Source organism: Armatimonadota bacterium (genome assembly GCA_016125185.1).
GTDB lineage: Bacteria > Armatimonadota > Fimbriimonadia > Fimbriimonadales > Fimbriimonadaceae > Fimbriimonas.
In genome coordinates this window covers 1-26,113 of record WGMG01000009.1, presented here as the reverse complement: position 1 = coordinate 26,113, position 26,113 = coordinate 1, and the positions used below count along the sequence as shown (strand labels likewise).

The following is a 26,113-nucleotide window of genomic DNA, read 5'->3' as shown; positions in this document are numbered from 1 at the left end:
GGCGTTTCCGCCGTTCTATACGGCTAAACCAATTCGTGACGAATTAGGGTTGCAAAACGATTCACGCGTTGAGTAATATTCTCAGTTGCGTCAGCGACGTACTGCGTGTGCTTTCGTTCCCAAAGAATAAGGTGATCAACCTTACGGACGGACGGACCAGGAAGAACAGATCATGAAAGTTAGAGCTAGTGTTAAAAAGATCTGCGATAAGTGCAAGATCATCAAGCGCAACGGCGTTGTGCGCGTGATTTGCAGCGTCCCCAAGCATAAGCAGCGACAAGGTTAATAAGAATTTATGGCACGTATTGCAGGTATCGACCTTCCGCGAGAAAAAATGGTGCAGTATGCCCTGCCCGTCCTGTACGGAATCGGCAAGCACAACGTCCTTGAGTTGCTTGAGAAAGCAAACATTGACCCTCGCAAGAAAGTAAAGGATCTCGACGAGAACGAAGTCACTCGCATCCGCGAAGTCCTCGACGCCGATTACCAGGTAGAAGGTGACCTGCGCCGCGAAGTCCAAACCAACATCCGTCGCCTGATGGAGATTCGATGCTTCCGAGGCATCCGCCACTCGCGCGGACTCCCGACTCGAGGCCAGCGAACCCGCAGCAACGCGCGAACTCGAAAGGGTAAGCCGAAGACCGTTGCCGGAAAGAAGAAGGCGAAGAAGTAATTTTGATCGTCCCGCCTCGGCGGCGGGACACCCTGAACCAAGGCACCCATGGCAAGAAAAACCACCACGAGAGGAAAGCAGAAAGAGAAGAAGAACATCGCAATCGGTGTTGCGCATATTCACGCGTCTTTCAACAACACCATTGTGACCATCACCGACGCGAACGGCAACACGATCAGCTGGGCCAGCGCCGGAAACGTCAACTTCAAAGGCAGTCGAAAGGGCACCCCGTTCGCGGCGCAGGTCGCAGCCGATAAGGCTTCGCGACTGGCTCAGGAGCACGGCCTGAAGCAGATTTCGATCCAGGTCCGAGGACCCGGCTCCGGTCGAGAAACCGCCATGCGCGCCCTGGCCGCCAGCGGTCTCGAAGTCACCCACGTCGTCGACGTGACGCCGCTCCCGCACAACGGCTGCCGACCGCCGAAGCGACGCCGAGTCTAACCTAGGAGAACCGACCCAGAATGCCTGCAATTTCCACTCTGCAACTGACCGACGACTATGGAAAGTTCGTCCTCGAACCTCTCGAGCGAGGCTACGGACAGACCATCGGCAACGCGATTCGACGGGTGCTCCTTAGCTCGATCCAGGGTGCCGCCATCTGCGCCATCCGCATCGACAAGGTTTTCCACGAGTTCGCTCCGATCCCCGGCATCAAGGAAGACACGACCCAGCTCATCCTTAACCTGAAGGATGTGGCGGTCAAGGTCACCAGCGAAGAGCCGATCGACGAGGTTGTCCTCAAGATCGAAGCCACTGGCCCGGGCAAAGTCACCGGCGCCGACATCGTCTGCCCCGAGGGCGTCGAGGTCGTCAACCCCGAAGTTTATATCGCCACCATCAGCGACCCGAAGTCGACCCTCAGCATGGAGCTGTTCGTCAACTGGGGCGTCGGCTACACGCTTCCTGACAAGCAGGATCGCTACAAGGGCGTGATCGGCCTTCTGCCGGTCGGCGCACAGTTCACGCCGATCCGAAAGGTCAACTATCTGGTCGAGGCCACCCGCGTGGGAACTCGAACGGACTATGAGCGACTGGTCATCGACATCGAATCGAACGGCGCGATCGCCCCGAACGATGCGCTTTCGCAGTCGGCTCACATTCTTGACAAGTACTTCCGACTCTTCTTCGACCTTGGCGCCGCTGGCTTCCAGGCCGAAATCGGTACCGAAGAGCAGAGCACGGACGAGATTCTCAAGAACGTTCCCGACGTGAAGATCGAAGAGCTCGACTTCTCGCAGCGAACCTTCAACTGTCTTCGCCGCGCTGGCATTCTTAACCTGCGCGCCCTCGCTCTCGTCAGCGAGGCAGACCTCACCGCAATCCGCGGCTTCGGTAAGAAGTCGTTGCTTGAGGTCCGCGACAAGCTCCAAGAGCATGGTCTTGAGCTGAAGCCGTCCAAGGGTGGCTACCGCTCGATCGACCTTCTCGACGACGACGACGACGATTTCTAAGGAAAACAACGATGCGACACAAAGTAGACCACCGAAAACTTGGCCTGCCGTCCGATCAGCGGATGCACCTCCTGACGAACCTTTCTCGTCAGTTCGTTCGACATGGGTACGTCCGAACCACCTTCGGCCGCGCCAAAGAGCTTCAGCGCATGGTTGAAAAGCTCATTACTCTGACCAAGATGGAGGATGGCCTGGAGGCCCGACGCCGAGCTCGAAAGATTCTCGTCGGCCACGGTTCCAGCAACCTCGTCAGCGGAAAGATCACCGCCGGCAAGACGGAACTGGAAGTCACCCAGGTGAAAGCCCAGTTTAACAAGCTGACCGGTGAAGACCTCGTCAAGCACCTTTTTGACAACATCGGTCCCCGGTACAAGGATCGCAACGGTGGCTATACCCGTCTCACCAAGACTGGTAACCGCCGAGGCGACGCCGCCCAGACCGCCGTTCTCGAATTGGTCTAAAGATTTATCCCACCGTAAAAGGTGGGATTTTTTGTGATGCGAATCAAACTCACCGTCGCCTACGATGGGACGGAATTTAGAGGTTGGTCGCGGAACAAAGGACAGAGAACTGTCCAAAGCACATTGAAAGAAGCTGTTCGCCGTGTCTCGGGCGAAGAAATCGAGATCATCGGAGCTAGCCGAACCGACGGCGGCGCCCACGCGAAAGGCCAAGTGTGCCATTTCGATTGTGATAAAGGCGTCCCACCCGAAAAGTGGTCCTACGCGCTCAACAAGGTGCTTCCACCCGACATCCGGGTGATGAAGTCCTCGCGAGTGGCGGACGACTTCAGTTCACGGTTCTCGGCTATCGACCGCTTCTACCGGTACCGCATCATGGTTGGCAAGTCCGACCCCATGCGAGAAAGGTTTGCGCACTACTATGGACGCGAACTGAACCTGGAGCTAATGCAGAAGGCGGCAAGCTATCTGCAAGGTGATCACGACTTTCGAGCCTTTACCGAAGAGTTGGAGTCTTCGGTAACCAACACCCGCCGGGTCCTGTACTCGGTTGGGGTGAGGCAAGTTCGAGATGAGGTGTGGGTGGACGTTGTGGGTACCGCCTTTCTCCGCGGAATGATGCGAAGAATGGCTGGCGCGATCCTCGAAGTGGGACGCGGCTACCGCGACGTCGTAGAGGTCAGTAGACTCCTCCAACCAGAGGAGCGGCTCAAGTACCAATGGCCAGTGGTGCTTCCGGCAAAGGGTCTTTGCTTAATGCGGATCCGGTACGGCAGGCATCCCAGGGACCATCGTGATCTCACTCACGGCTTCGATCAAGAAACGTTTTAGAAAAAGAATAAGGATAGAAAAAGATGAATCGAACATTCACCAATAAGGGTGGCTCGATCGAGCGAAAATGGTACGTGGTGGACGCTGCCGGCGTCCCCGTGGGTCGTCTCGCTGGACAAGTCGCACAGCTTCTTCGTGGCAAGAATAAACCTACTTTCGAATACAACCAGGATTGCGGAGACTTCGTGGTTGTGATCAACGCTTCTCAGGCCGTTTTGACCGGCAACAAGAAAGAGGAGCTCATCTACTGGCACTCGGGTTGGCCGGGCGGTCTCAAGAACGTGGCCCGCGGCGAGATGCTGGAGAACGACCCCGTCAAGCTCGTCGAAAAGGCGATCTGGGGAATGTGCCCGAAGACCAAGCTGGGCAAGGCGATTTTCAAGAAGTGCAAAGTCTATGCTGGTGCCGAGCACCCGCACGAAGCACAGAATCCGCAACCTTACAGCATCAAGAAGGAGAACAAATAAGGCATGGCAGCTAAACAGCAGAACTATGGAACCGGGCGACGAAAGAGCGCCGTTGCGCGAGTTTGGCTCAAGCCAGGCGAGGGCAATATCATCATCAACGGAAAGGACTTTAAGGAATACTTGGGTCGTCCCGTTCTCGAAATCCTCGTCAAGAGCCCGTTGGTTCACCTCGGTCTCGACGCGAAGTACGACGTCGTGGCGACGGCCAAAGGCGGCGGTATCTCCGGTCAGGCCGGTGCGATCCGCCTCGGCATCTCTCGCGCCCTAGTGACCGTCGACGAAGAGTTCAAGAAGGACCTGCGCTCGCAGGGTTACATGACCCGCGACGCGCGAGTGAAGGAACGTAAGAAGTACGGCCGCAAGAAAGCGCGACGTGGCTTCCAGTTCGTTAAGCGCTGAGAACTCAGTCCTACTCGATAATGTATTACGGGCCCTCTTCTGTGTGGGCCCGTAATACATTATCAGAAGGAAAAATCATTGGAAGCTTCAAATCACTTGTCGCTCAATTCAGCTTTCGGCTAACATCTGTGAGCTTCAGTCCTTGGCTTGAGGTCAAGGCACTCTGGTTGTTGCCCGAGGGAAGATCAAGCACTTTGGAGATAACCTTCTCATGTGTTACAGGGCGACTTGTTGCCAACGACTGTAACATGGAACCTCGCCTGCCGACTGTTCAATTCACAAAGAATCAAAAATGCTGCAATTGCGATAATTTCCTGGAAAATACGTTATAATGTCAATCACGTGTTGATTTCTATTTGAAGGGTACAACTTGTCCCGTGTTGTTGGTACCGTGCGAGGAAGAAAGAAGGCACGAAAATGCTGGAGCGTGAGTTATAGGGCGATGTCTGCTGTACGTAAGACCAAGAGAGGGGAAGTGAGTGGTTTCACAATGATAGAATTAATGATTGTCGTCAGCGTGCTTCTTATCCTGACCGGACTCCTGATGCCAGTAATTACTTCTGCTAAACGAGCCTCTAAAAGAACAGTATGCACTGCAAATCTGTCCCAAATAAGCAATGCAATTCTACTATATTCAGCCGACAATGACAATGTCTTTCCCAGAGGAAAAGATTGCGCTGATTTGGTGCGTCCAGGATCCTTCCCGCCCGCGGCTCAAATTGAATCGGTGCCGCTATTGCATCACATCCTTATGCCATACACTAAATCCTTTGCAACTTTTCGCTGCCCTGAAGATTCAGGTACCAATGTCGTAGAAAGCGCCTTTCCTGAGAAAATGGAGTTTACTCCGTCTGTCTATGAGGCATGTGGTAGCAGCTACGAGTATCGAACAGAACTTGGTTTGGTGGGTGCGCAAGACACGGGGCTTAAGGACCCATCGAAGGTAAATACTTTGGCCGATCTGGCTGGTCACTGGCATGGGACTTCTCTCGTTGCGCTGGCATCAGATAGCCTGGACGACTTTCAGGCTAAAGTGTTCGATTATCGGTACGAGATTGCTTTCGCCGACGGGCATGTCAAGTTGTTGACTCACTCCGGCTTAGAGGTGGCGTGGCGCTCGTACTGAAATCCAAATGGAGGTGGGTAGTTCCCGCTTCAAGAATTTTCCTAGGTGGTGTCATGATTGTCGCTGCAATTACGAAGGTTCAGCATCCTCAGGAGATCATTGCAACTATTGATAGGTCTGGTCTGTTTCCGCCGCTATTAGTTAAGGTCGTCGCTTATAGTGTAATTTTCGTTGAACTTCTGATCTCCGTACTTCTGATGCTTAGGAAAACGCTTTCATTTGGATTCGTCACTTACGCTGGCTTTTCATCGCTACTGTTTGGGTACTCCCTTTGGCGGTGGTTGCAAGATCTGAAGGCACCGTGCTCATGCTTTGGGGCCCTTCTAAAACTTGCGCCATGGCAGTCAGCAACTTTTGCGGTTCTTACGTGTGCCCTTGCCTTTCAGTGCTTGAGGAATTTACACGTAACTCAACACATCTCTAACTGAGAATAGGAAACATGAAGAGAAATATAACTAACATAGTGATAGTTTTACCCCTGGTTTGTCTAGTTGCCACAGGATACTCGACAATGCCAAGGCAGACTGAAAGCAACTCGCCAACAAGTCGGCCGTTGACACGTGCTGAAATGAACCTGACCAGAGGGGCGGGTTCAACGTGCCGACTTGGTTGCAATGAGCAGCCCGTGCCATGTACGTATTACGGGACCGATGAATTTGGAATCAACATCTACTACAAGCAGGTCTGGCATAGTCACCTTGAATGCGGATGGGCTTTAGGCTCTGACACTTGTGTTGCACTGCCGGACGTAGCGTGCAATGAGGTGATGTATTACGCGGACTCCGCTTGCACGACCGTGTCGAGGACTGATTACACAACTTCCTCGACCTGCGTCATCGATACACCTCCCTCGGGCGGTTCCTAATGATTCACCCTCCAATGAAAATTGGAGGGCGGCGGCTAATTCCGGTATTTTCCATAGCCATCTGGCTCTTGGTATTGCCGGAGTTGGCCTTTGCCTTAAGCATTCAAGATATCCAAAAGCAGATTGCCCTAGCGCAAGACAATAGCTCACAGATTATTGGTGAGGCTACAGTAACAACAAAGTATTTTAGCGTGCAAGCGCCCAAACTGAGTGATCCCGTTGGGCAAGGAATTGCTTTTGAAGGCTCATACAGGTGGCTCTTGAATGGAAGCAATTGGATCGTTGAAAAGCAAGTGCGAGAGACAAAACCCGGCGTTGAGCCTGGTACCAGATTACTAATCAATGAACCGCACGATGGGAGCGTCTTGAAATACGAAATGTTCAAAACAGACAAAGGGCACCAGAGTTTTTTGACGGGTTTCTTGGATGAAAGATGGGATGTCGCTTATGCAAGTGGCGCTATCGGGCGAGTTTGGGTGCGAGGGACCATAGAGAAGCATCTAGACGAAATTGATTCCCCAGTTGTAAGCGACCGCGGAGAATCCATAGAAGTGACCGGCAAATACCGCGGAGAGGACATTACAATAACACTTTTAAGATCAAAGGGTATGCTTGCTTCTGCTATTGAACTGCGTGAAAAGAATGTTCGTTCAGGCTACCATATCAATGAATTTATTCGTATAAGCGGAGTTTGGGTTGCCAAAAGCGCTAATATTTGGAGTGGAGTATTCAACGGCAGTCAATTAGCTGAGGGAACGGCATCAGAAGTGGATTTGGTTAATGTAAGGCCCTACTCAGGAAATGATTGGCCTTCGGATGTGCCGAAAATGCCTGTGTCTGCCACTATTGGGTCCGATGATGGACGACTATATAAAGTAGCTGCGAACGGCGATCTCGTATACTGGGGTGAAGCGGGACACAAAGGCGGAGGCAAGAGTTCCCTTGCCCTGGGAAATATCTTCGTGCTCTCCGGCTCGGGGCTACTGTTGGCTTGCTTATGGAAGGTTGTTTTTCGAAGGCGCAAGGATCATTAATAGTATTAGCCCTGCTTTGCGGTTGTGGACATGCAACTAATACTCTTCAATGCGGTGTTAGTAGTTTGACTGCCTTGTTGCGTAAAAGCGGTAGGCCCGTTTCGTACGATGAAGTAATGGCTAACATTTCAACGAAGGACGGATTGGTCAGCTTTGACCAGTTAAAGACCACGGCGAAACACTTTGGATTCCAATTAAACGGCTTTCACTTTAGTTGTCCCCAAATGCTAAGCAAGTACTCTGGTGCGATCGTGGAGTTGGAAAATGAACACTTTGTCGCAGTACTAGGTACTAATAGAGATGGCTCCATAAATGTTAAGGACAACGATTCGGATGTCGAAATATGGTCGCAAGCACGACTCGACTCTGTGTGGACCGGCAATGTTCTTATTATCGACGATTTACGAACGAGCCACCCGTAAATTACTTTATATCGAAATTGGAAAGGGCTTTCGTCATTTTTGGCGTGCCGATAGCCGATAATATTGCTGGTGTCCGTCTGATGGATCATTGGCGCTTCGATCGCGTCTAAAGGCCTGGGCGGGAGTACGGATTATCGGTATGAGGCGGTCGACATTTTTCGGGGAGCTGTTGGTGACCTGTCTGCTGATCGCTGTCGCCTACGCCATCGGAAAGCCGATAGCAAACCAGATCAAGTACAAGCTGAAGTACGACAACGAGATGGCTCGGCTCCACAAGCTGTTTGGGGCGGTGAGTCTCTACGCCGGACAGAATGACGACCACTTTCCGAGCTCAATTAGCGACTACGACCGCTACCTGATGTCAGTGCGCAAGATGCCGACCGACGATCTGGCCCTCAGCCACTACTGGTATCCGGGAACCTGCGCGCTCCTGGCCGAATCGACGGGAAGCGAACTGTGTACGTCGAATATCGACACGGTGCCGGATGTTGCCCAGCCGTCCGATCACAATTTCATCAGTTGGAAGGCGATGACGGGCTCGGCGTACAACACGTCCAGCCGGTTCGGCGTGTTTCATGTTGCCCTTTCCTCGACATGGAATTGTCCGACGATGCCGATGTTTTGGACTCATATCTATGAGGACACGGGCGACGATCCCATGCGCGTGACCTACTTCGAGGGCGAAACCAAGCTGGTCACCCCCGAAGAGTTTGCGGTTCAGATGTCCTGCCTGAAGGACAACATCATCGCCCAGTAAGGTCGGAGGCTAAAGAGCCTTCTCGGCTGCCGCCTTCAGATGGGTTCCGAACAAGTCCCTAAAGGCGCCTTGGCGACCCTGAAGAAGCTCGTCCGGGAAGACGCCGAACAGAGCGTCGTCGAACTTGAAGGTACAGCCGTCGGCGGTCTCGACCAGTTCCATGGTGAACATGTGGGTGGCGGGACCGCCGAAGTCGGTGGTGACCGGACCCTGGACCTGGACGCGATTTGGCACGTCGAGGCCGACGACCATTCCCATCATCTTCCCGTTTCCGTCACCGTAATCCTCGTAAAAGATGCCCCCGACCTTCTGCTCCATCACGAACCCTTTGGTGCGCGGATTGGAGTTGTAGGCGTCGGGAAACCAGGACGAGTCGTTGGTGAGAAGGTTCCAGACCTTCTCCTTTGGCGCTTTGATGTCGACGTCGAACGCGTACTTTGCCGCGCGTGTTTCGAGTGTTGTGGTGTTTTCCATTGGCATAGCGGGCGCAACCCCCTCGGCTCGCTCCTTCAAATTCAGCAGGCTCTGGGCCCGTTGCGCGGTGTAGCTGGTCAGCCACCGCGTATGTATCTTTTGGAGTTGAACCGGGTTTAGGAAGTTCATGCGGTTTCGGCCTTCGCGCCGAAACGTGATGAGGTTCGAATGCTCAAGCACACAGAGGTGCTTCATGATCGTACAGCGATCCAAGTGAGCGAACTCTTCGCAGAGCTCGCCGGTGGTCGCCGGCCGATTTTTCAAGCTATCGAGCAGACCTCGTCGCGTTTCGTCGGCGAGCGCTTTCCAAACCGCGGTGTCTTCCATATTCATATGTTACTCAATAGTAACATGTTTTGTGAGAAGTATTTTGCACTTGAAACGGATAACCTAGTGAAATGGCCAAGAGCTTTATCGACCCTGCCCTGCAGACCTACATTGAATCGGTCACTCTGAAGGAAGCCGACATCCTGCGCGAACTGCGCGAAGAGACCGCCCAAATGCCGGATGCCGGGTACCAAATCAGTCCGGATCAAGGGTTGTTTATGGGTTGGCTGGCCAAGGCGACGGGGGCAAAGCGATACCTCGAAATTGGCGTCTTCACCGGCTACAGTTCGTTGGTGGTGGCCCAAGCGATGGGACCGGATTCTAAAGTCGTCGCTTGCGATATCAATGAGGAGTTCACCAACGTGGCGAAGCGGTATTGGAGCAAGGCGGGTTACGGCGACAATATCGAACTTCGCCTTGGTCCGGCTCTCGATACGCTCGATTCACTCATTGCCGAAGGGGTTGCGCCGTTCGATATCGCGTTTATCGATCCCGACAAGCCGAACATGCCGAACTACTTTGAACGGTGCCTTAAGCTGGTGCGCAAAGGCGGGCTGATCCTCAGCGACAACGTGCTCTGGGCTGGGCGCATCATCGACCCCGAGAACCAGGAAGAGAATACGAATGTGCTTCGCGCCTACAACGAGAAGCTGATCCAAGACGATCGCGTAGACGTAGTGCTTCTGCCCATCGGCGATGGCATCAGCATGGCGATTGTCAAATAATTTGTGAACATATATAAAGTTTTGATGTATAGTCCTTTGTATGGACTTTAGAAGTGATGTCGAGGCGATGGTTTTGGGTGTTCTCCAAGACCAGCCCGGCTATGGATATGAGATCGCTAAGCGCATCCGCGAACTGAGCGAAGATTTGTTTAAGTACGGCGAGGCCCAACTGTATCCGGCCCTGCGCAAATTGGAAGAGAACGGCTATGTCACCGCCGAGTGGGTCGTGCAGGAAGGCAAGCCGAATCGGCGAGTTTATTCGATCACCGAAGACGGCTCTCGCTTTCTTCGCGAGCGGCAACAGGAGTTTGAGAAGTTTGTCGACAAAGTGAACGCGGTGATGAAGCCGGCGAAAGCGTGGGCGGTGGGCCATGCATAGCGCTGTCGGGGATTTCGAAAGCGTACTGCGCGGAGCAGTTCGTCGTCGGACTCGCAAGGATTATTCGGACGAGATCCGTGAAATAGTCGAGCACTATGAAGATCTTTACGAAGAAGGTCTGCTTGCCGGAAAATCGGATGTTGAGTCCAAGCGTCTGGCAGATGGTCGCATCGGGACAATTGACGAGATCGCATCGCGAATTATTTCCGCTTCAACCAAATCGATTGCTTTACGGCTGCAATGGCTCGCGGCATCGCTGTGGTTAGTTGGGGCGTTTCTCATCAAATTTGCTTCAATTCGCCTTCACGGGAGAATATCCGGTGCAATGCTACCGATTGGACTGATCGTCGTCTATTTGGCCGGTTTCCTTGCAGTCTTAGGAATCATTCGTGCCGGGCGGGTATCCGTCACGGCGTTTGGCCTTGCGGTTGCGATGATCTCGCTGGGATTTACCGCTGTTCTGTTGGGAGATTTTCATTCATTTGGCGTATATGACGCGAAGATGAAGGACTTTGAGGATTCTTGGCACCAGTACGCTTTGACGTATCGACCGATCATGACTGAGCGCTACGAAATGTATGTTGCCAGCATCTCAGGGAGTCAGCAGGAATCCGAACAGGCAATGAGCAAGCTCTCGACGACGATCAAACGGCCGCAAGATCGTGGAGTTGTTATTCTCGGTAAGGCGGATGGAAAATGGATTTATCCACTCAAAACCGATGAAGTCCGAAAACTAAACATTACGGTGTTCCCCCTGCGCGACGATAACCTCAATTTCCTAAACTTCGGTTCGACCGATTCATTTGAAGTTGCGCAAAAGGCTTGGCGTTCTTCGGATGATCTCCTCAAAGCGATACCTATTCTTCGAAAAGGATCTGAAGCAGAGTTTGATCGGACATCAAAAATCCGAGCACCCCGAGCGATTACGATGATTCTTGACGACGTGCGAGGGAGTATATTGACCTTCTTAATGGCGCTAATCTCAAGCTTGCTCCCTATCGGGATCGCTCGCAAGATCGGTCCGTTCATCAATAAGCGTAGTCCGGCATTATAGTTTCTTCAAAAGCAGGTAATCCACGGCGAACATCTTCCTCGGCTCGGCCTTCGGGTTGGCGCCCACACACTCGGCGGTGAACACGGCCTTGCCGCCCGTCACCTTCACCTTTCCGAGCTTCACCTGCTTCCATTGCAGATTGTCGTCATAGAAGTCGACCGGTTGGCCCAGCTTCATTCCATTCCAATAAAGCTGATGAATGCCGTAGTCGCGGGCGAAGCATGCGCCAAGGGTTAGTTCGTATTCGCCATCGGCGGCCGGGACCTCGACGTTCAGCTTAGCGCCGTCCGGCGCGTCCATCCACCAAATCTGTCCGCGACCCGACATGTCGCCGAATGCGCCCTGCACCTCGGACGACCCGCCGGTCGCCGAGTACTTCAGGTCTTCGCCCTCGATCGCGCCGGGAATGTGGACGATGTCTTCCACATCGGGAAGTTCCAGGTCCTTCCAACTCGGCCTTGCTTGCCGAACCACCGTCGCGCCCGGCTGGGCGTACCAATACACCACGCGGTCCCAGGTCGCGACGCAGTCGGCCCAGTGCCACATCTCGACGTCGAACTTGATCGACTTCGTGAATGGAATCGGGTCGAGGGTCATCAGGCGAGAGATGTTGCAGTAGCCGAAGCTGTTGGCGGTCGTCGTCGTGTAGTTTTGCGATCCGCACGGCGTCCAGAAAGGCGTGGCTGAACCCCAGGCGTAGTTGAGGAAGTCCTCGCTACCGGTGCCGAAGAACGACGGGAACGTCTCGCCATCAACGAAGATCTTTTCGTCGCCCTCGCCCCACCATTCGCGCCGCGGGTTCTGCATCAGTAGGTTGCACCCGACCAGGTAGCCGGTTCCCTTGGCGTCCAGCCAGTGCATGTCTCGCATCGGTCGCGTTCGGCCCCGGTCGCGGCTGAAGTCGCAGTGGAACAGGTTGATGACCTCGTTGCCTGCGTATCGCACGGACTCGCCCGAGAACTCGACGAGAACCGAGTCGCCGCCGAACGCGGTGTTGCGCTCAAAGGTAAAGGAAGCCGATTTCTTGAACGGCATATCGAACCGCAGATGGACCTCCATCGAGTCCTTCGATCCATGCCCAAACGGTGCGGCGAGAAAGTCGCCGAGCGGTGCGCTGATGGTTTGCTCGCCATCGAAGGTGCCGGTCACCCAAATCGAGCGAAGCGTCTTGTGCAGGTCCTTGGCGCCGTAGTTCCAGTTCAAATGGATGTCTTCGATCTTGCCTGGGCCATCGAACTGAACCGTCGTCGACTTCGAGCCAGGTGTCAGTGTGACGGCTTGATGCAGGTTCGCGGAGGGCTCAGGTCGAGCCATCAAATTGGCGTCGAGGTCGCTCGGCTGGAAAGTCTTGACCTGCGTTGCCGGGGCATAGGTTCGGTACCCCACGTGGTAGTAAAGGCCCTTCGGGTTATCCTTCGGACCTGGCTCCATCGTGATCTTGACGCCCTTCTCGTAAGGCATCGGCACATAAACGTCCCAACCCGGACCGGCCCAAAAAGCGAATTCGGAGCCGATCGGGCCCATCTGCTGCTGGAGGTTCTGCACCCAGTCGCGCATGTTGACCTTCACGCGAGGCTGTGATTCGCCGTCGAAGTACATTCGCAGGGTTCCCATCGGGTTTGCCGACCACATTCGCACCACCGCGCCCGGGCCTTTTAGGTCGGCCATCACGTACTCGTTACCCTCTTGCCGCAGGTAGTGGCCGTAGTCGTCGTTGGCGAACCAGTCCTCGTTCCCCGGCGTCTTGGAGATTGGGGAATAGCTACTCGACTGCCGCATGGTAAAGCGCGGAGACGGCTCGTGAGTGAGGTCGAATCGATTTTCAATGAGGGACTTCGTGGTGATCGGGGTGTCCTGCGGGTTGAAAAAAAGCTCGACGATGAGGCTCGACAACATACGCCCAAAGCATATCAGAGTGGGCCACAAAACGGAATTCCCGCCGTACAAGTATCATTAGAGGACTATGAAGAAGGAGGGAAGATGAGTCAGGTTCAAACGCAACCGTGCTGGCAGAAAAGGCCAGTCCAAAACATCCTCATCATCGCCCTCTTCGCCGAGATCGGATATGCGACGCTGAACCTATCGACGATGCCGATCTACCTTGCCGAGGACCGGCATTTCGGAACCTCGGTCATCGGCTTGGTCATGGTGACGTTCCTCTTGTTTGAGGCCGTCTTCAAGTCGATCACTGGCCACATCGCCGACAAATTCGGCACCCGAAAGCTGATGATTTTTGGTCCGACGATCAGCATCTTCACCTCGCTCATCAGTATCTTTTTGCCGCATTTGGACGGCGCGCCAGTCGAGACGCTGGCCTTTATTGTCCTGCGCGCCTTCGACGGCATCGCGGTGGCGATGCTGTGGCCGGCGGCCTTCGCGCAGATGAACGACGTGGTCGAGGACAACGAACGCCAGCACGCGATGAGCTACCTCAACGCCTGCTACATGATCGGGATTGCCCTCGCCTATCCGCTCGGGGGCATCGTCAATGACCTTTCCGGCAAGCGCTACGCGGGCATTATCCTTGCCTCGGTCCTGTTTGCGGGAGCGGCTTTTGCCAGCCAACGCGTGGCGCATCAGACGCCGCCGGTCAAAGACGAGCATTCGAGCGGATTCCAAGACTTCGTCGACTCGCTGAAGCAGATTCCCGAGTATCTGATTCTTGCCGTCGTGACCTTCATGGGCATCGGCTTCCCGCTGACGATTTTCAAGCTGTTTCCGGTCGAGGAATTCCACATGAGCGAGTCGCTGATCGGCTTCATGATCCTTCCTGGCGCGTTAGCGATGGCAGGCCTGAGCGGGACGATGGCCAAGGTTGGCGAGCGGCTCGGCAAGGTCAAGGCCGTTCACATCGGGCTCTCGCTTTGTTCGGCGGGAACCTGTGTGATTGCGCTCGGAGCCTTTCTACCGTTCCTGCGTTCGCCGTGGTTTTTGGCGCTGGGCGGGCTGCCCATCGGTATTGGGTTCCTGTTGACGATTCCGGCCTGGATGGCGAGCGTCAGCGACATCAATCCCGAGAAGCGGGCCACAAACATTGGCGCGGTCATGACGGCTCAGGGTGTGGGGGCTATGATCGGCGCGCCCATCGGTGCAACGATGTACGAAAAGCTTCAGCCGCTCGGTCAGCAGATTGGTCTCGGAGCGTCGTTCGGTCGTTACTCGCCGTTTGTGGGCTGCGCGCTTTGTGTGCTGGGCGGGCTGGCCCTAAGCTTGAAAATCCTGCACGAGCCGAAGTCCAGCGAGGCGTTGCCCAACGAGTATGAGGCTGACGCGGACGCCGAGGTGATCGATACTGTGGCGGTGGCGTACGAAGAGGAGCCCACGGCTCCACCAGAGCCCGAACTTGATTCGCCGATCATTCCGTATGAAGAAACGGTGCAAACGAGGAACGACGAGACTCTCGACTCTCCGACGCAGTAAACTGCACGCATGGCAGTTCGCGTCGGCATTAACGGTTTTGGAAGGATTGGAAGACTCTCCCTACGAACGATCCTGGAACGACACCCGGATTCGATCGAGGTGGTTGCAGTCAACGACCTGACCGACACCAAGACCAATGCTCACCTTCTGAAATACGATTCGACCTACGGCAATTTCAACGGCGAAGTCTCCCACGACGATAGCTCGTTCACGGTAAACGGCAAGTCCATCAAGGTTTTCGCCGAGCGCGATCCGGGCTCGATTCCGTGGGACAGCGAAGGCGTCGATCTCGTCATCGAATCGACCGGTTTCTTCACCGACGCGACGAAGGCGGTCGATCACCGCAAGCATGGCGTCAAGAAGGTCATCATCTCGGCTCCGGCGAAGAACGAGGACATCACGGTTGTGCTGGGCGTTAACGACGGAATGTACGATCCGAGCAAGCACCACGTGATCTCGAATGCGTCGTGTACGACCAACGGCCTGGCTCCGGTCGCCAAGGTGCTTCATGAGAAGTTCGGCATCGACAAGGGGCTTCTCACCACCGTTCACGCTTTTACCAACTCGCAGAGAACGCAGGACACGGCTTCGAAGGACCTGCGCGATGCGCGCGCGGCTTCGCAGAACATCGTTCCTTCCTCGACCGGCGCGGCGCGAGCGGTTGGGCTGGTCATTCCCGAGCTTGTGGGCAAGTTCACGGGTATGGCTTTCCGCGTGCCGGTTCCAACCGTCTCGGTCGTGGACTTTACCGCGGTTCTGAACAAGGAAGCCTCGGTTGCCGAGATCAACGCCGCCATGAAGGAGTACGCCGAAGGTGCGATGAAAGGCATTTTGCAGTACACGGAGGAGCCGCTGGTTTCCACCGACCTGCGCGGCAACACGCACAGTTCGATCTTCAGTGCGCTGGACACCATCACGATTGGCAACATGGCCAAGGTCGTGAGCTGGTACGACAACGAGTGGGGCTATAGCTGTCGAATCGCCGACATCGTCGATTTCGTCGCTAAGGCCGGATTGTAACTTGGCCTGAAACGGCCCGGAGCAAATGCTCCGGGCCGTTTTCTTTTATAGACCGCCACCGCTTTGGTCGACGTCGTGCGGGAGCATGCCTTCGTGGTCGCCCAGCTTAAAGATCGTCAGGTACACGAGTTTGGCTGTGTTGGCGATCTTGTCGAAATTGATCTTCTCGATCGTGTCGGTCGGCTTGTGGTAGTCGGGGTGGAAGCCGGTGAAGAAGAACGCGATGGGGATGCCTTTGCGAGCGAAGTTGTAGTGGTCGCTTCGCGTGTACACATCCTCGGCGTCGTACTTGAATCGGTAGCCGATCGACTCGTTTTGATCCTGAATGATCTTGTCCAGGGCGGTCGAGATGCGCTTTGACCCGACGAGACGAATAGTGTCTCGGTTTTCCTCCTCTTTATCGACGCGGTTGGGATCGCCGTTTTGCGGGCCAACCGAGTTGCGGCCCACCATGTCCATTTGTAACTCGGCGATCATCTTGGTCAGGTCGATCGGCGGGTTGTCGCTGAAGGTGCGCGAACCGAGGAGGCCCATTTCTTCGCCGTAGAAGGACATAAAGATAACCGTGCGTTTCGGTTTGATGGGGTTGATCGACATGGCCTTTGCGATCTGCAGAAGGGCAGTAGTACCGGAGCCGTCGTCATCCGCGCCCGGGTACACGACATCGCCTCGTTTGCCGAGGTGATCGAGGTGGGCACCGACTCCTATGAATTCGTCCCGCAGGGCGGGGTCGGAACCTTCCAGCTTGGCGACCACGTTTCCGACTTTGATCTTTTCGACCACGGACTTGGAGCCTGCCGTTAGTTGCTCGGAGATCGGAGTCACGACCACGTTGCCCGCCGGGACCGGGCTGGACATTATGGCTTTCATTTTTTCGAGGTCTTCCTTGCCGATGAGCTTGTGGAGAGTCTTTTCCGTGATTGCGAGTCGGGCAAGAGTTGAGCTGAGTGAGGGTTCGTTGCGCGAGGCATTCCAGTTCGCCTCGGGCAGTTTGTCGACGATGCTGATAACGGTTTTGGCGTCGGCACCCATTAGGTAGTTTTCAAGATTCTTGAAGGAGGAGTCGTTTTTGGCGATCACGATCTTGTCCTTGACTGCATCTTTGACCTCGTCGGTGAGTCGTTCAAGGTCGCCTTTTGCGTAGACGAAGACGACGTCACCCGACGCATCTAAAGTGCCATTGCGAGAGATGCCGATTTCCTTGGTCGTTGCGGTGTAGCGAGGGCTTGAAAGTTTTGAGGCTCCGAGGTCGGGGCCAGTTCGCCAGAAGTCTACGAGTTGGAAATAGCTTCCGTCCGGCATGATCGGCTTGAGACCATATTCTTTGAAGTGGGCCGCCATGTAGTCCATCGCCTTTTGGAAGCCGGGTTGACCGGTGCCGCGACCTTCACATTTTTCGGAGAGGAAGGTGAGGAAATTCTTGCCATCTTGGGTCATGATGGAGTCGAATCCGGGCTTGAGATCAGCCGGAACAGCTCGCATTCCGGTTGAGAATTGGGCTTGGGAAAGACAGGCCACACTAGCGATCAAAAGAGTGATCGGATAATGGAGTTTCATGCCGGTACTTTACCGGAAATCCCGGTGCTTGGGTTCCCGGTAAAATTGATCCAATGACCCAAGACGAACAGCTTCAGATCATCCGGCGAGGCACGACCGAAATCATCGGCGAGTCGGATATTTTAGAGCGCATCAAAGCTGGTCGGACCTTGCGAGTCAAGCTCGGTGTGGACCCGACAGCCAAGGACGTCACGCTTGGCTGGGCGGTGGTGCTCCGCAAGCTGCGCGATTTTCAGAAACTCGGCCATATCGCCTGCCTGATCATCGGAGATTTTACGGCGCAGATCGGCGACCCGAGCGGCAAAAGCAAGACCCGTAAACAGCTTACCCGGGAAGAGGTTCAGGCCAACGTCGATGCCGTTTCGAAGCAGTTCTTTCGAATTCTGGACCCGGAAAGGACCGAGATTTACTACAACAAGGATTGGCTGGGCAAGATGTCGTTTGAGGATGTGATTCGCTTGTGCTCGCGGTACACAGTGGCGCGCATCATGGAGCGTGACGACTTCACAAAGCGGTTTGAGAACCACGAGCCGATCGCCATGCACGAGATTCTATATCCGCTTTGTCAGGGCATGGATTCGGTGGAGATCAAGAGCGACATCGAGATCGGCGGGAACGATCAGAAGTTCAATAACCTGGTCGGGCGGACCCTGATGGAGCAATACGGCTTGGAGCCGCAGGCGGTTGTTTTGTGCCCGTTGCTGGTGGGGACTGACGGCAAGGAGAAGATGTCGCAGTCGCTGGGGAACTACATCTCGGTTACGGACGAGCCGAACACGATGTTTGGCAAGACGATGTCGATTCCCGACGAGACCATTGCGAATTGGTTCGAGCTGTGTACGGATGTGCCGCTTTCTGAGGTCGCTGAAATGATGGGGCCGGGCAAGAATCCGCGGGATGCCAAAATTCGATTGGCGAAGGAGATCGTGGCTTTGTACCATTCTTCTGAGGCGGCAGATGAGGCTGAGCGCTACTTCATTGAGACGTTTAGTCAGCGGAAGGTTGTGACCGATGCGGAGGAGGCGGAAATTCCGGCGGATTTGGTGATCGAGGGGTTTGTGTCGCTTCCGGCTTTGATCGCGGCTTTGGGCTTGGCCGAGTCTAACGGGAAAGCTAAATCCCTAATTGGAGCGGGAGCCGTTGCCTTGGATGGCGAAAAGGTTTCGGACCTGCGAATTGGGATGGACGCCTTGGTTGGGTGCGTTCTGAAAGTAGGGAAGCACCAGTTTCGAAAGTTGGTCTGAGTGCTTTTGAGCGCGGATTTCTTCGAGCTTATCCTCTAAATTGGGGAACTGCGGAATAACAGCAATAAATGCTTGCACCTGGTCCGTCGTATCGACAATTCCGAATGCCCAATCCGTTTAGGCACGTCCACTTCGACTCAGGTGAAGACGCCATGGTCATTGTGGACGGAAATCCAATGAGGCTCAGGGACCTTCCGAAGAAGACCACTGGGCGTATTGCCTTTGTTTACCGCCCGAAGAAAAGCGACTTGGAGTGGCTAAGCGAAAGGCTCGACGTGGATGACTTGCGCTTCAAGGCTATACATATTGGAGATCTCTCGCCTCTTCAAAAACTTGGTCGCTTAAAAAGCCTTCAAATCACTTGGAACACGAAGTTGGCAAACCTTGACTCGGTGGGCCAACTCACAAATCTTGAAGTACTTTCCCTTCAGAGCACGAATAAGATCAGGAATCTGGATTCCCTTGCGGCTCTAACCACACTGCGAGTTCTAGAAATTGATGCGGGCTTGTGGAATAAGATAACTCTTGAAACTTTGGAACCCCTGCGGTTCCTTCCCAATCTTGAGGAGCTCTATCTCAACGACGTCAAGGTAATTTCCGGCGGGTTGTCACCAATTGGCAAGTGCAAATCTCTGCGGTACCTAGCCTTGCCTCACAAATATGGAATGGAAGATTACGCTCAGCTATCTGCGGAATTGCCGAGTGTGGAGTGTCGACAGTTTTGGCCCTGGGTACAGATCCAGATCAATGACAAGGTCAAGTATCTGGGAGTCGCAAAAGGCACTTCACTACTCGATCCTAGTAGCGACCGCGCCAAGATTGACATTCTCGAACGGAAATTTCTGAAACTTAGAACTCAATTTGAAGCAGGGCTTAACCATAGTGGCTAAATGAAACCTAGATGGAGCATTTGACTAATTAATTGGGACGAAAGTCAGTCCGTCAGTTCGAAGTTCTAGTCCCGAGCAACGGACCTCAAGCCGTTCAGGTAGCAACCGAGTCTGCGCGATAAGTCGGGCTTAGTCGTCGAACAAACCTTCGGCGAATTCGTCGGGTTTGAAGTCTTTGAGGTCGGTGACTTTTTCGCCTATGCCGATGAACTTGATCGGGACTTTGAGGCGGTCGTAGACACCGATGAGGGCGCCGCCGCGGGCGGTACCGTCTAGTTTGGTGAGGATCAAACCAGTTACTCCAGCGATTTTGGTGAACTCCTCGGCTTGACGAATGGCATTTTGACCGGTATTAGCATCGATGACTAATAGCACTTCGTCGGGATCGCGTCCGAGAGCCTTGTTGGTGACCTTGCGAACTTTTTGCAGCTCGGCCATGAGGTTAGATTTGGAATGCTGTCGCCCAGCGGTATCGCAAAGGACGAATTGGGTGCCGCGGGCTTTGGCGGCGGTGATGGCGTCGAACAGGACGGTAGCAGAGTCGGCTCCGGGTTGGGATTTGACGATATCGGTTCCGATGCGCTTAGCCCAAGTGTCGAGCTGTTCGATGGCGGCGGCACGGAAGGTGTCACCGGCCGCGAGGAGGACGCTGACCTTGAATTTATTGACGAGTAGGTGCCCGAGCTTGGCGATAGTGGTGGTTTTACCGACGCCGTTGACGCCAACGAACATGTAGACCGTAGGCCCTTCTTCGGCGACCGAGAGACCGACGGGTTCTAGGGAGCGGAAGCGATCGCCGATGGCTTTTTGGAGTCGAGCTTTCATGCCAGCCGCATCGGTTATTTTCTCTTCGCGAACGGCTTTTCGAAGCTCTTCGAGAATCTCGTGGGCAACCTGAATATTAGTGTCCGCCTGGAGGAGCGCTTCTTCGAGTTCTTCGTAAAACTCTTCGTCAATCACGCCGCGACCCATCATCCGGTCCACGCGCTCCATCAATTTGCGAAACATACTGCTAAAGGGTACCTAGCCGGGCACGTACGGAAGGACGTGATCGCACCACCAGTGCCACTTGTCACACCGCTCGACTAGTGCCGCTACGTGGGCTGGATGGTTCGGGAGCCGAAATAGCTTGTGCTGCTGTAATCGCATGGTCTCGCGGCTGGAGAGGGTCATTCGCCGCCCTTGAGCGACTTGCCAAATTTCAAACCAAAGTAGGACCGACCAAATGTTTTGACTACGATAGAGCTTGGCGATTTGACGTTTGAGTTTTTGTTCGTCGGAGCTTAGGTGCAGGACGGATTGACCGGTCGGGTCTGAGAAGGCGTTCATGACCTGTAAGCGCGTGGCGTAGGTGTGATAGAAGGGAATTTCGAGCACGGGTCCATCGAAAGAAAGGTTCACAAGGACATTGGTGGTGTCGTGATCGACATGGCCTTGCTCGAATGCGCCGCAGGCGACGACGTCGGGTTTGACGGTGGACATGATCTCCCGGAAGCGGGGAAGGAGATCGCGAAACTCGGTGCAGATGATTCCGTCAGAAGCGAGGTGGAAGAAGAGGTTTTCTTGAGGAATGCCTAATTGTTCGGATACCTTACGAGATTCAGCCTCACGCACCGGGGTGGAGTGCGTCCAAGAGACGAAGACTTCGTTGCCATTGTCGATCAGCTTCTTCATCCACAGGCAGATGGAGATTTCATCGTCGGGATGGGTCATACAGAACAGCCATCGCCGCTTGGAGTAGTCGAAGACGCTCATTCTCGGTCTAGTTTCTGGATAACGCGGGTGGAGGATCGTCCCTCGAGGAGAGGAAAGATCACGACTTTTCCGCCGTAACTATGGACGATCTTTGATTCGGGGAGGGATTCCACCGTGTAGTCGCCTCCCTTGACATGGATATTGGGGCGGATCGCAGCGATAATCCGTTCGGGGGTGTCTTCGGAGAAGGTCACCACGCAATCAACGCACCGCAGGGCTCCGATCACGCGCACGCGATCGGCCAAGTGATTGATTGGTCTGGTTGGTCCCTTAAGTCTCGAAACGCTTCTATCAGTATTCAAAGCTACTACTAAGTAATCTCCCAATGCTCGCGCTTTTTCCAGATAGTCGACGTGGCCAGCATGGAGAATATCGAAGACGCCATTAGTGAACACTACTACGGATTTGCCGCGCTTGGCTTGTAACTCTTCGATGGTCATCCAAATGCCTCCCAGACAGTCTTGTAGACGTCACCAGGCATGATATCACTGAGGCCCGTTTCCGAGTAGTGGCACCGGTGGATTTGACCATAGGGGCATGTTCGGGAAGGTTTGGTGATGGAGTACAGGCCGATGGCGGGTACGGAGAGGGCGGCGGCGATGTGAGTGCTACCGGTGTCTCCACCGATGTGAGCGTTCGATAAGTGGATCAACGCCACCAGTTCGCGAATGGAGGTTTTGCCCAGGAGATTTACAACCGGCGTTGGGCACGCGGCGACGACTTCTGAGGCGGCGGCGACATCGGCGGCGGAGTCGGTTCCGATCAACACTGACTGCACGCCCTTGGACGCGAGCATTTCGATGAGAGTCGCAAAGTGAGACGGGGGCCAACGTTTGGTGGCCCAGCCCGCACCGGCATTCATGACCACAAACGGACCGGTCACACCGTGCTGGGACAGAAGGGCTTTCATGCGCTCCCTATCGTCGTCGAGGGCGATCAAGCCGAAATCTGCCTTGGACGCCTCGGCCCCAGCGGCCCGGATCACATCGACGTACTGGTCCACGACGTGGAGCGAGGATGGATCGGGTAAGACGCGCTGAGAATAGAACGGGGCGATTTCGCGTTGCCAATGGTAGCCAAGCTTTCGGGCTGCGCGGGCCCGTCCGACGACCAATGCGCTTTTGCTGAGGCCCTGCATGTCTAGAGCGAGATCGAATGGCTCTTTGAAGCTCGGCAACGAGGACGGCGAAAACGAAGGCTTGCAGGTGACGATTTCGTCGACGGCAGGACAGCATTCAAGGATTCCGGCAAAGCGAGGATCGACAACCCACTTGATGTGGCACTCGGGAAAGGAGGTTCGCAAGCTGGCGGCCACGGGGAGCGTGCAGACGACGTCGCCTAGAGACGAAAGGCGCGCAATGAGGATGTTCAGGGAAGCCACCTCTTGGCGGCATGGACGATTTCCGCCACGGAAACGTCGGCGGGAATTCCATTCGCATTGAGGACGGTGACTTCCTCGCCATAGGGATAGTAGCGATCGAGCGGCATGTGTCCCCAAATGGACACCAAGGGAGTGCCCACGGCGGCGGCGATATGGCCCGTGCCGGTGTCTCCGGCAATATGAACCGCGCTCTTTCGCACCCAGTCGATGGACTCCTCCAAGGTCGTTTTTTCCGCCAGATTGGTTGTACCCGCCGGCGCGTCCAGTTGGTCTTCCGGCCCGCCTAGATAGACGACCTCGAAGCCTTCGGATGCTAGCGTTCGACCCACGGCAACTAATGTTTCGGGCGGAATCACCTTGAGAGGGTGCCCCGCGCCGATACAGAGAGTGACTAATCGGGGGTTCCGAACCTGGGGCGAGCCGGGAAGGAAGTCGGACCGAACATGCTCGATAGGTAGGAGGGCATTGACGAGGCGGCGGCTCGATTCGACGGCATGGACTTCTTCGAGCAGCGGGTCAACGAGAACCGGATTCAGGCGATTGGCGACGACGTCGGTGCCGTGGACCGACAGACGTTTTTTGGCGCCAGAGAGCCGAAGGCACCACGCCGTCTTGCTATGGCCCTGGAGGTCGAAGCCGTAATCGAAGCCGAATTTGCGAAAACTGGTCAGCCAGCGATATTGCTCGAAGAGGGTTTTGAGGTCGCCTTTTGCGCGCCACCTGCGACGAGGGAGGACCAGCTTGCGGACCAGGGAGGTGGAGATCACGCCAGCGCACCGGTCCTCGACGGCCCACGAAAGCTCTGCGTCGGGGTAGGTATAGCGAAGGTCATTGACGGCGTGGCCCGCGATGACGCAGTCGCCGATGGCAGAGAAGCGGATCAGGAGGACCTTCAAAGCAGACCCTTTCGGCGGGCGTTTCGCCACCGGTCGTGCATCCAGAGATACTGTTCCGGGGCCATGCGGATCATCGCCTCGATTTCGGCGTTGACTCGCGTCATCAATTCTTCGGCCTTCTCGTCCACTTTGGCGTGCATGGGCTCTCGGAACACGATTCGATACGTTCCCGCGCCTGTGCGGAGCATACAAGCGGGCAGAATGGGCGCTTTCGTCTTGAGATGAAGCACGGCGGGGCCGAGGGCCGTGCCTGCGACATGTCCGAAGAAGGGGATGTAGGCGTCGTCGGCGTTTTGGTCGGGGAGGATGAAGATGGCCTCGCCCTTGCGGAGTCGGACGAGGATTTCTCGAGCAGCGTTACCACGACTGAGCATGCGCGCGCCGCGTTCCCCGCGAATCTTGGTGACGCGCTGGGTGATCTCGTCGTCGTTGGCGTCACGGGCCACGCCGGAAACGGAGACGTTGTTGAGGGCGAACCAGTGCCCGAACCGCTCCCAGTTGCCGAGGTGGGCGGAAACGAGCAGGACGCCTTTGCCTTCGGCGATGGCTTGGTCGAAGTTCTCCTTGCCCTCGACGGCGGTGGTAGAGAGGTATTCCTCGTCGGTCCGGATGGAGCCGCGCACGAAGTCGGCTACGACGTAGCCGAAGTGGTTGACCATGCCCTCGGCGATTTCGGCGCGCTCGGAATCGGATTTCTCGGGAAAGGCGAGGATGAGGTTGGCTTTGGTCTGCTCGCGATGCTTTTTGTCGAACCGCCAGACGGTGCGTGAGAGAAATGCGCCGCGCCGTTCGGCCTTGGTGACGTTGGGGATGCGAAACCATTTTTCGCCGAGCGTGAGAACGCCGAGCCCGAGCTTGTGGATCAGCGGCTTGAAATTCATCCCAACACTATTTTGAGCCATTTCTTCAACTCTTCTGACGGCTCGATGGACGCTTGGCGTTCGGCGAGGACGACGTTTGAGTCGTTGGTGCAACGTGAGCGAAGCTTGACCCAATCCTTGCGAGTGACGATCCAGGGAACGTCCTGCGGCCGCTGGGCGAGGTCGAATTCCAGCTTGTCGTGGTCGGGAAGGGCGATGAACTCGACGATTTCGACCCCGGCGGATTGGAGGTTGCGCTGAACGTTATCGGGTCGGCCGACAGCGGTGAGGACTCGGGCTTTCGGTGGGGCGGGAATAGCGGTTCCGGCGGCGGTGGTGAAGCGGATGGGCGAGAATTCGAATCGCCATTCGTCGGAGGGGACGACGAGGCTGGCGCGTCGACGTCCGCTGGCGCGTGATTCGCGGTAGGGCCCGGCAGGAAAGGTCAGGGTATTGGAAGTGGGCGGATCGAGGATGATCGAGCGGTCCTTGGCGAGGGGCATATGCTGGAAGCCGTCGTCCATCAAGAGGACGGCATCGGGGTAGCGCTTGGCGCAGATTTTGGCTGCGATGACGCGGGCGCGACCGACGATCAGCGGGATATCTGGCAAGAGTTCGCGAATCTCGGCGGGTTCGTCGCCCCATTCAGCGGGGTCTAGGGGGCCTTCGGGAGCGGCAGAGGCGTCTTCGGCTCGGGGCGAACCGTAGCCGCTACAGCCGATGACGACGGTGTAGCCGAGCTCTTGTAGGAGGTTGGCAATGAAGACGACGGTTGGGGTTTTACCGGTGCCTCCGGCGACGAGGTTGCCGATGCAAAGGATTTTCTTTTGTGGCTTTTGGGCGGTCTTGATTCCGAGGCGATAGATGAGGAGGTAAATCTGCCATCCGCCGGCATAGAGCAGGCTGAGGGGGTACAGCAGGATGCGGACGGTCCGCGCCGCCATCGAATCTCCGTACCAAACGTCGTGAATCGTCACCTGGCCTAGTCATTGAACCCCAAGACGCGGTTGCGGGATATCATGGAGTGCGATGGCGTCGATCTTCACGAAGATTCTGAACCGCGAGATTCCGGCTACTTTCGTCTATGAGGACGAGCATGTTTTTGCGATCAAGGACATTGCGCCGCAGGCTCCGGTTCACCTGATTATCATTACCAAGAGCGAGATTCCGGGGTTGGCGGACGTGCCGGAGCAGGGGGATCATCTGGCGATTTTGAACGCGGCGAAGATCATCGCTGAACAGCAGGGTCTGACGAACGGGTATCGGTTGGTGATCAATCAAGGATCGGACGGCTCGCAGAGCGTGCCGCATCTGCATGCGCATTTGTTGGGTGGGCGACAGATGGCTTGGCCGCCAGGGTAATAAGCTTTAGCTGACTGGCCCTCACCTGTCTCCTGACGCAGGTCAGGATGCACCCTTTTCTTAGAGTGCAGAGTGCAGAGTGCAGAGTGCAGAGTGCAGAGTGCAGAGTGCAGAGTGCGGAGTGCGGAGTGCGGAGTGCGGAGTGCGGAGTGCAGAGTGCAGAGTGCAGAGTGCAGAGTGCAGAGTGCAGAGTGCAGAGTGCAGAGTGCAGAGTGCAGAGTGCAGAGTGCAGAGTGCAGAGTGCAGAGTGCAGAGTGCAGAGTGCAGAGTGCAGAGTGCAGAG

The 26,113-nt window shown here is 55.5% G+C and carries 31 protein-coding genes; 21 read left to right on the top strand and 10 right to left on the bottom strand.

Annotated elements, in window-relative coordinates; genetic code table 11:
- Nucleotides 1-172: 172 nt before the first annotated feature.
- From rpmJ to GC165_19325, 13 genes are all read left to right on the top strand, one after another.
- Entirely contained in the window at nt 173-286 is a 114-nt protein-coding gene (gene rpmJ, locus GC165_19385; protein ID MBI1335033.1) for a 50S ribosomal protein L36, read from the top strand.
- Nucleotides 287-295: 9 nt separating this feature from the next.
- Nucleotides 296-673 carry a 30S ribosomal protein S13 gene (gene rpsM / locus GC165_19380; protein ID MBI1335032.1) on the top strand — a complete coding sequence of 126 codons (378 nt, stop codon included), beginning with the start codon at nt 296-298 and terminating at the stop codon, nt 671-673.
- Nucleotides 674-721: 48 nt separating this feature from the next.
- Entirely contained in the window at nt 722-1,114 is a 393-nt protein-coding gene (rpsK, locus tag GC165_19375) for a 30S ribosomal protein S11 (GenBank protein ID MBI1335031.1), read from the top strand.
- Between the two features lie 20 nt (nt 1,115-1,134).
- Entirely contained in the window at nt 1,135-2,124 is a 990-nt protein-coding gene (locus GC165_19370; GenBank protein MBI1335030.1) for a DNA-directed RNA polymerase subunit alpha, read from the top strand.
- Nucleotides 2,125-2,135: 11 nt separating this feature from the next.
- On the top strand, nt 2,136-2,585 hold the full coding sequence (locus GC165_19365) for a 50S ribosomal protein L17 (GenBank protein ID MBI1335029.1): 450 nt from the start codon (nt 2,136-2,138) through the stop codon (nt 2,583-2,585).
- A gap of 33 nt (nt 2,586-2,618) precedes the next feature.
- The gene (gene truA, locus GC165_19360) at nt 2,619-3,416 is read left to right on the top strand and encodes a tRNA pseudouridine(38-40) synthase TruA (GenBank protein MBI1335028.1); all 798 of its coding nucleotides are present in this window, start codon (nt 2,619-2,621) and stop codon (nt 3,414-3,416) included.
- Nucleotides 3,417-3,439: 23 nt separating this feature from the next.
- A complete protein-coding gene (gene rplM / locus GC165_19355; GenBank protein MBI1335027.1) occupies nt 3,440-3,883 on the top strand; it encodes a 50S ribosomal protein L13 in 444 nt (147 codons plus the stop codon).
- A gap of 3 nt (nt 3,884-3,886) precedes the next feature.
- A complete protein-coding gene (gene rpsI, locus GC165_19350; protein ID MBI1335026.1) occupies nt 3,887-4,282 on the top strand; it encodes a 30S ribosomal protein S9 in 396 nt (131 codons plus the stop codon).
- 442 nt (nt 4,283-4,724) lie between these two features.
- A complete protein-coding gene (locus GC165_19345; protein MBI1335025.1) occupies nt 4,725-5,408 on the top strand; it encodes a prepilin-type N-terminal cleavage/methylation domain-containing protein in 684 nt (227 codons plus the stop codon).
- On the top strand, nt 5,393-5,836 hold the full coding sequence (locus GC165_19340) for a DoxX family membrane protein (GenBank protein MBI1335024.1): 444 nt from the start codon (nt 5,393-5,395) through the stop codon (nt 5,834-5,836). The genes GC165_19345 and GC165_19340 overlap by 16 nt, the downstream gene beginning before the upstream one ends.
- A 451-nt stretch (nt 5,837-6,287) precedes the next feature.
- Nucleotides 6,288-7,307, top strand: coding sequence for a hypothetical protein (locus GC165_19335; GenBank protein ID MBI1335023.1), 1,020 nt, complete (start codon nt 6,288-6,290; stop codon nt 7,305-7,307).
- Entirely contained in the window at nt 7,271-7,729 is a 459-nt protein-coding gene (locus GC165_19330; GenBank protein ID MBI1335022.1) for a hypothetical protein, read from the top strand. Before GC165_19335 ends, GC165_19330 begins: the two co-directional genes overlap by 37 nt.
- Nucleotides 7,730-7,868: 139 nt before the next feature.
- Nucleotides 7,869-8,486, top strand: a complete 618-nt coding sequence (locus GC165_19325) for a hypothetical protein (protein ID MBI1335021.1) — start codon at nt 7,869-7,871, stop codon at nt 8,484-8,486.
- Between the two features lie 9 nt (nt 8,487-8,495).
- On the opposite strand, the gene GC165_19320 is transcribed toward GC165_19325, so the two are convergent.
- Nucleotides 8,496-9,293, bottom strand: a complete 798-nt coding sequence (locus GC165_19320) for a helix-turn-helix domain-containing protein (protein MBI1335020.1) — start codon at nt 9,291-9,293, stop codon at nt 8,496-8,498.
- 65 nt (nt 9,294-9,358) lie between these two features.
- Between GC165_19320 and GC165_19315 the strand changes: the two genes are divergently transcribed.
- The 3 genes from GC165_19315 to GC165_19305 are packed head-to-tail and all read left to right on the top strand — an operon-like array spanning nt 9,359 to nt 11,445.
- Complete coding sequence (locus tag GC165_19315) at nt 9,359-10,012, top strand: methyltransferase domain-containing protein (protein MBI1335019.1); 654 nt, start codon at nt 9,359-9,361, stop codon at nt 10,010-10,012.
- Between the two features lie 40 nt (nt 10,013-10,052).
- Nucleotides 10,053-10,391, top strand: a complete 339-nt coding sequence (locus GC165_19310) for a PadR family transcriptional regulator (GenBank protein ID MBI1335018.1) — start codon at nt 10,053-10,055, stop codon at nt 10,389-10,391.
- Complete coding sequence (locus tag GC165_19305) at nt 10,384-11,445, top strand: hypothetical protein (GenBank protein MBI1335017.1); 1,062 nt, start codon at nt 10,384-10,386, stop codon at nt 11,443-11,445. Before GC165_19310 ends, GC165_19305 begins: the two co-directional genes overlap by 8 nt.
- Here the strand turns inward: GC165_19305 and GC165_19300 are convergent.
- Nucleotides 11,440-13,341, bottom strand: coding sequence for a DUF2961 domain-containing protein (locus GC165_19300; protein ID MBI1335016.1), 1,902 nt, complete (start codon nt 13,339-13,341; stop codon nt 11,440-11,442). The two genes, GC165_19305 and GC165_19300, sit on opposite strands and share 6 nt — an antisense overlap.
- A gap of 84 nt (nt 13,342-13,425) precedes the next feature.
- Between GC165_19300 and GC165_19295 the strand changes: the two genes are divergently transcribed.
- Together GC165_19295 and gap are read left to right on the top strand one after the other, a co-directional pair.
- Nucleotides 13,426-14,865, top strand: a complete 1,440-nt coding sequence (locus GC165_19295) for an MFS transporter (protein MBI1335015.1) — start codon at nt 13,426-13,428, stop codon at nt 14,863-14,865.
- A gap of 9 nt (nt 14,866-14,874) precedes the next feature.
- Nucleotides 14,875-15,885, top strand: a complete 1,011-nt coding sequence (gene gap / locus GC165_19290; protein ID MBI1335014.1) for a type I glyceraldehyde-3-phosphate dehydrogenase — start codon at nt 14,875-14,877, stop codon at nt 15,883-15,885.
- Between the two features lie 45 nt (nt 15,886-15,930).
- Here the strand turns inward: gap and GC165_19285 are convergent, their stop codons facing one another.
- Nucleotides 15,931-17,442 (bottom strand): M20/M25/M40 family metallo-hydrolase, encoded by a 1,512-nt coding sequence (locus GC165_19285; protein MBI1335013.1) that lies wholly within the window; start codon nt 17,440-17,442, stop codon nt 15,931-15,933.
- Nucleotides 17,443-17,495: 53 nt separating this feature from the next.
- Between GC165_19285 and GC165_19280 the strand changes: the two genes are divergently transcribed.
- Both GC165_19280 and GC165_19275 read left to right on the top strand, forming a co-directional pair.
- Nucleotides 17,496-18,686 carry a tyrosine--tRNA ligase gene (locus GC165_19280; protein ID MBI1335012.1) on the top strand — a complete coding sequence of 397 codons (1,191 nt, stop codon included), beginning with the start codon at nt 17,496-17,498 and terminating at the stop codon, nt 18,684-18,686.
- Between the two features lie 104 nt (nt 18,687-18,790).
- A complete protein-coding gene (locus tag GC165_19275; protein MBI1335011.1) occupies nt 18,791-19,576 on the top strand; it encodes a hypothetical protein in 786 nt (261 codons plus the stop codon).
- A 129-nt stretch (nt 19,577-19,705) separates the two neighbouring features.
- Here GC165_19275 and ftsY read toward each other — a convergent pair whose 3' ends face one another.
- From ftsY to lpxK, 7 genes are read right to left on the bottom strand one after another with little or no spacing between them, the layout of a single operon-like run.
- The gene (gene ftsY / locus GC165_19270) at nt 19,706-20,584 is read right to left on the bottom strand and encodes a signal recognition particle-docking protein FtsY (protein MBI1335010.1); all 879 of its coding nucleotides are present in this window, start codon (nt 20,582-20,584) and stop codon (nt 19,706-19,708) included.
- Nucleotides 20,585-20,599: 15 nt separating this feature from the next.
- A complete protein-coding gene (locus GC165_19265; protein ID MBI1335009.1) occupies nt 20,600-21,331 on the bottom strand; it encodes a hypothetical protein in 732 nt (243 codons plus the stop codon).
- Entirely contained in the window at nt 21,328-21,771 is a 444-nt protein-coding gene (gene rfaE2, locus GC165_19260) for a D-glycero-beta-D-manno-heptose 1-phosphate adenylyltransferase (protein MBI1335008.1), read from the bottom strand. The genes GC165_19265 and rfaE2 overlap by 4 nt, the downstream gene beginning before the upstream one ends.
- A complete protein-coding gene (locus tag GC165_19255; protein ID MBI1335007.1) occupies nt 21,768-22,712 on the bottom strand; it encodes a lipopolysaccharide heptosyltransferase I in 945 nt (314 codons plus the stop codon). The genes rfaE2 and GC165_19255 overlap by 4 nt, the downstream gene beginning before the upstream one ends.
- Complete coding sequence (locus GC165_19250) at nt 22,700-23,800, bottom strand: hypothetical protein (GenBank protein MBI1335006.1); 1,101 nt, start codon at nt 23,798-23,800, stop codon at nt 22,700-22,702. The genes GC165_19255 and GC165_19250 overlap by 13 nt, the downstream gene beginning before the upstream one ends.
- The gene (locus tag GC165_19245) at nt 23,605-24,510 is read right to left on the bottom strand and encodes a hypothetical protein (GenBank protein ID MBI1335005.1); all 906 of its coding nucleotides are present in this window, start codon (nt 24,508-24,510) and stop codon (nt 23,605-23,607) included. The genes GC165_19250 and GC165_19245 overlap by 196 nt, the downstream gene beginning before the upstream one ends.
- Entirely contained in the window at nt 24,486-25,445 is a 960-nt protein-coding gene (gene lpxK / locus GC165_19240; protein MBI1335004.1) for a tetraacyldisaccharide 4'-kinase, read from the bottom strand. Before lpxK ends, GC165_19245 begins: the two co-directional genes overlap by 25 nt.
- Before the next feature lie 52 nt (nt 25,446-25,497).
- On the opposite strand from lpxK, the gene GC165_19235 reads away from it, so the two are divergent.
- Nucleotides 25,498-25,830: an HIT domain-containing protein gene (locus GC165_19235; protein ID MBI1335003.1), complete on the top strand. Its 333-nt coding sequence runs from the start codon at nt 25,498-25,500 to the stop codon at nt 25,828-25,830.
- Nucleotides 25,831-26,113: the final 283 nt, after the last annotated feature.

Coding starts and splice junctions, on each gene's coding strand:
- rpmJ (MBI1335033.1), top strand. CDS start 173: ATGAAAGTTAGAGCTAGTGTTAAAAAGATCTGCGATAAGTGCAAGATC.
- rpsM (MBI1335032.1), top strand. CDS start 296: ATGGCACGTATTGCAGGTATCGACCTTCCGCGAGAAAAAATGGTGCAG.
- rpsK (MBI1335031.1), top strand. CDS start 722: ATGGCAAGAAAAACCACCACGAGAGGAAAGCAGAAAGAGAAGAAGAAC.
- GC165_19370 (MBI1335030.1), top strand. CDS start 1,135: ATGCCTGCAATTTCCACTCTGCAACTGACCGACGACTATGGAAAGTTC.
- GC165_19365 (MBI1335029.1), top strand. CDS start 2,136: ATGCGACACAAAGTAGACCACCGAAAACTTGGCCTGCCGTCCGATCAG.
- rplM (MBI1335027.1), top strand. CDS start 3,440: ATGAATCGAACATTCACCAATAAGGGTGGCTCGATCGAGCGAAAATGG.
- rpsI (MBI1335026.1), top strand. CDS start 3,887: ATGGCAGCTAAACAGCAGAACTATGGAACCGGGCGACGAAAGAGCGCC.
- GC165_19345 (MBI1335025.1), top strand. CDS start 4,725: ATGTCTGCTGTACGTAAGACCAAGAGAGGGGAAGTGAGTGGTTTCACA.
- GC165_19335 (MBI1335023.1), top strand. CDS start 6,288: ATGAAAATTGGAGGGCGGCGGCTAATTCCGGTATTTTCCATAGCCATC.
- GC165_19330 (MBI1335022.1), top strand. CDS start 7,271: ATGGAAGGTTGTTTTTCGAAGGCGCAAGGATCATTAATAGTATTAGCC.
- GC165_19325 (MBI1335021.1), top strand. CDS start 7,869: ATGAGGCGGTCGACATTTTTCGGGGAGCTGTTGGTGACCTGTCTGCTG.
- GC165_19320 (MBI1335020.1), bottom strand. CDS start 9,293: ATGAATATGGAAGACACCGCGGTTTGGAAAGCGCTCGCCGACGAAACG.
- GC165_19315 (MBI1335019.1), top strand. CDS start 9,359: ATGGCCAAGAGCTTTATCGACCCTGCCCTGCAGACCTACATTGAATCG.
- GC165_19310 (MBI1335018.1), top strand. CDS start 10,053: ATGGACTTTAGAAGTGATGTCGAGGCGATGGTTTTGGGTGTTCTCCAA.
- GC165_19305 (MBI1335017.1), top strand. CDS start 10,384: ATGCATAGCGCTGTCGGGGATTTCGAAAGCGTACTGCGCGGAGCAGTT.
- GC165_19300 (MBI1335016.1), bottom strand. CDS start 13,341: ATGTTGTCGAGCCTCATCGTCGAGCTTTTTTTCAACCCGCAGGACACC.
- GC165_19295 (MBI1335015.1), top strand. CDS start 13,426: ATGAGTCAGGTTCAAACGCAACCGTGCTGGCAGAAAAGGCCAGTCCAA.
- gap (MBI1335014.1), top strand. CDS start 14,875: ATGGCAGTTCGCGTCGGCATTAACGGTTTTGGAAGGATTGGAAGACTC.
- GC165_19285 (MBI1335013.1), bottom strand. CDS start 17,442: ATGAAACTCCATTATCCGATCACTCTTTTGATCGCTAGTGTGGCCTGT.
- GC165_19280 (MBI1335012.1), top strand. CDS start 17,496: ATGACCCAAGACGAACAGCTTCAGATCATCCGGCGAGGCACGACCGAA.
- GC165_19275 (MBI1335011.1), top strand. CDS start 18,791: ATGCCCAATCCGTTTAGGCACGTCCACTTCGACTCAGGTGAAGACGCC.
- ftsY (MBI1335010.1), bottom strand. CDS start 20,584: ATGTTTCGCAAATTGATGGAGCGCGTGGACCGGATGATGGGTCGCGGC.
- GC165_19265 (MBI1335009.1), bottom strand. CDS start 21,331: ATGAGCGTCTTCGACTACTCCAAGCGGCGATGGCTGTTCTGTATGACC.
- rfaE2 (MBI1335008.1), bottom strand. CDS start 21,771: ATGACCATCGAAGAGTTACAAGCCAAGCGCGGCAAATCCGTAGTAGTG.
- GC165_19245 (MBI1335005.1), bottom strand. CDS start 24,510: ATGGCTCAAAATAGTGTTGGGATGAATTTCAAGCCGCTGATCCACAAG.
- GC165_19235 (MBI1335003.1), top strand. CDS start 25,498: ATGGCGTCGATCTTCACGAAGATTCTGAACCGCGAGATTCCGGCTACT.